Source organism: Aphanothece microscopica RSMan92, assembly GCF_046613545.2.
Classification (GTDB): domain Bacteria; phylum Cyanobacteriota; class Cyanobacteriia; order PCC-6307; family Cyanobiaceae; genus NIES-981.
Map to the genome: position 1 here is coordinate 1 of NZ_JBKKKY020000156.1, position 1,788 is coordinate 1,788.

Below are 1,788 nucleotides of genomic sequence, written 5' to 3' on the forward strand. Positions count from 1 at the left end.
CCCGTCATTGATGGACGCCAGCCCCAGCCCGCCGATCGCGCTGTCGTTGCCGTCGGCCTCGCCAATGTAACGGGCAGCGACGCTGACGCCGCCGCTGATCGCATCGCCGAAGGCGACCGCAACGCCGCCTTCCAGCCCGGCGGTCAGCATCGTCGTCTCGTCAAAGAACGGCACGTTGCGCAGGGTGATGCCGCCGGCCGGCGCATCCGGGATCGTGAAGGTCGCGTTCACGGAATCCTGCCGGACAAAGCCGGCCCGGGCCCCGACGAACGGGCGGATGGCGCCTTCGCCGCCAGGGTAGAAGCGCGCGCCGGCCTCCACCGCGAGGGTGGAAAGCTCCCCGAACTGGCCGAATACCGGCAGGGTCGCATTCAGCGCCGGGACGAAGGCGGAGCCGACCTGCACGCGACCTTCATCAGCCGTGCTATAGGAGACCGCGCCGACCAGCTCGATCTGATTGCTCAGCCCATAGGCGATCTCGGCGGTGATGGCGGGCGGGGCGTCATAGACATCGCCATATTCGCGCGCTTCGATGTTCAGATCGGCAGGAACGGCCGGAAGCGCCGGGTTCAGCGCCTGGAGGCTAGCCGCGCGGCCGCGTGCGCCGCCATGCAGATCGCCGCCGCCAAATGCTTCCACGCCAAGGCCGATCGTGCCGGTCAGGCGGCCCTGTTCGGGCCCCGCCGCCATCGCGGCCACAGGAAGCAGCGCAGCCAGAGAAGCCGCCGCCATAGAATGAACGAGTTTCATGCCCATCTCCATATCTGAGACGGCCACTTCTATATTGCGTCTTTCATATATCAGAAATAACATTGATGTGAGAGTCGCAGCCGATGACGGCGCGGCTGAAATGATGGCGAGCGCGCGCATTCCGGGTTAAGACGATCCCATGAGGGGACGGCCCAAAGGCACGCGCAGCCCGGACTATACCGCCAAGCGCATCGATCTCGCCGAAAAGCTCACCCAGCACGCGCTGGCGGGCGATCTGCGGCGCATGAGCCTGCGCGAAATGACGCTTGTCGCGGGCGTGTCGGAGCCGACCCTGCGGCATTATTTCGGTGATCGCGAAGGCGTTGTGCGCGCCGTGATCGAGCAGATCGGCGCCCGCGGCGCGCCATTCTGGGCTTATGTGCGCGAAACCGACCTCGGATTTGAGGCGTCGGTGCGCGCCTATCTCGATCTGTCACGCGCGGGGATGGAGCACGGCGGCTTCATCAAGGCGCATGCGTTCGGCGTGATCGAGGGCGTGAGCCATCCCACGCCGGGCCAGGCCTACCGCCGCAGCGTGCTGGACCCGTCCATCGACGCGCTGGCCAAACGGCTCGATCAGCATGTGGCGCGCGGCGAGATGCGGGCGTGCGACACGCGCGCGGCGGCGGCCTTCCTGTTTGCGCCGCTCCTGTCCATGACGCTGCATCAGCAGCTGCTGGGTGGCGCCGACGATGGCGGGGTGGACATGTCTGCCTATCTGGACGAGCTCGCGGGCGCCTTTGTGCGCGCCTACGCGGCCTGAGAGATCAGTCGATCAGGCCACGCCCGCGCAGAGCGGGCTCAAGTGGACTGCCCGGCGCGACACGGACGCGGGTGAGGCCCTCCGCGCCCATCCGGTCGAGGGCCGCTTCAAAGCTTTCGTTCGGCAGAAGGCTGAAATCGGCATCATAGGACGCCGGATCCGGGTCCACCGCCACGAGCGGCCTGCCCGTCGCCAGCCGCTTGAGCCAGCCGGCGTTCAACGCCCGCGCCTGCGCCTTCAGAAGGCCGGTCTCAACGGTGATGCCTGCGGCTTGC

The 1,788-nt window shown here is 67.4% G+C and carries 3 protein-coding genes; 1 reads left to right on the forward strand and 2 read right to left on the reverse strand.

Going from position 1 to position 1,788, the window contains the following annotated elements; genetic code table 11:
* Positions 1 to 870, reverse strand: an 870-nt coding sequence (locus ACLD7X_RS16550; protein WP_411424783.1) for a hypothetical protein, incomplete at its 3' end; no start/stop codon positions are given.
* 19 nt (positions 871 to 889) lie between these two features.
* Between ACLD7X_RS16550 and ACLD7X_RS16555 the strand changes: the two genes are divergently transcribed.
* The gene (locus ACLD7X_RS16555) at positions 890 to 1,513 is read left to right on the forward strand and encodes a TetR/AcrR family transcriptional regulator C-terminal domain-containing protein (protein WP_411424784.1); all 624 of its coding nucleotides are present in this window, start codon (positions 890 to 892) and stop codon (positions 1,511 to 1,513) included.
* Between the two features lie 4 nt (positions 1,514 to 1,517).
* Here the strand turns inward: ACLD7X_RS16555 and ACLD7X_RS16560 are convergent.
* Positions 1,518 to 1,788 (reverse strand): hypothetical protein (locus ACLD7X_RS16560; protein ID WP_411424785.1); only part of this gene is annotated, 271 nt, incomplete at its 5' end.

Excerpts from the sequence above, each read along its gene's own strand:
- ACLD7X_RS16555 (WP_411424784.1), top strand. The coding sequence starts at position 890 with ATGAGGGGACGGCCCAAAGGCACGCGCAGCCCGGACTATACCGCCAAG.